Origin of the sequence: Mesorhizobium sp. M7A.F.Ca.US.011.01.1.1 (assembly GCF_003998295.1) — a bacterium.
GTDB lineage: Bacteria > Pseudomonadota > Alphaproteobacteria > Rhizobiales > Rhizobiaceae > Mesorhizobium.
Genome location: NZ_RZRT01000215.1, coordinates 1 through 632, shown reverse-complemented (window position 1 = coordinate 632; position 632 = coordinate 1). Strand labels below are relative to the sequence as shown.

Genomic DNA, 632 nt, shown 5'->3' with positions numbered 1-632 from the left:
AGTGAGAACAATTGTAATGACGGGAAGGGCCTGCTGCTGATCTGACGCCCGATCTGAACATGCACCGGCATCTCGTCGAAAGCATCCGGGTTGCGTTCGGACTACGGTGTCATGACACGCCAGACATCGAAGGGCGTGCCGCGAGAGCACGGCTTCCAACCGCGATGGCGAGCGCGACGACGATCAGTATCGTCGCGACCGCGAACGTGATCCGCATACCGGCGGCAACGGCCTCCGGGCGCGCCGTCGTGATGTCGGACGTCACTGAGGCAAATGCGAACACGGCGCCCATGACTGATGCGCCGGTAATGAGCCCGAGGTTGCGCGACAAATTGAGCAATCCGGAAATGACGCCCCGCTGGTCCGGGCGGATATCCGACATGACGGCGGTGTTGTTGGCCGTTTGGAACAGCGCATAGCCTGATGTGATGACTGTGATCGAGGCGATATAGCCAGGGAGCGTTGCCGCCATCATGGACAGAATGAAGCAACCGGCCGCTATCGCGATGAGCCCAATGATGGTCATGCGCGCAGCGCCAAAACGGTCCGCTATACGGCCAGCTGGCACACCGGTCAGCGCGGCGACAAGCGGACCGACCGACATGACGATCCCAACAAGAGCCGCGTCGAGC

The 632-nt window shown here is 61.6% G+C and carries 1 protein-coding gene; it reads right to left on the bottom strand.

Annotated features, from left to right (window positions below; genetic code table 11):
• Positions 1-109 precede the first annotated feature (109 nt).
• A partial coding sequence (locus EOA13_RS37395; protein WP_127298061.1) for an MFS transporter occupies positions 110-632 on the bottom strand: 523 nt, incomplete at its 5' end.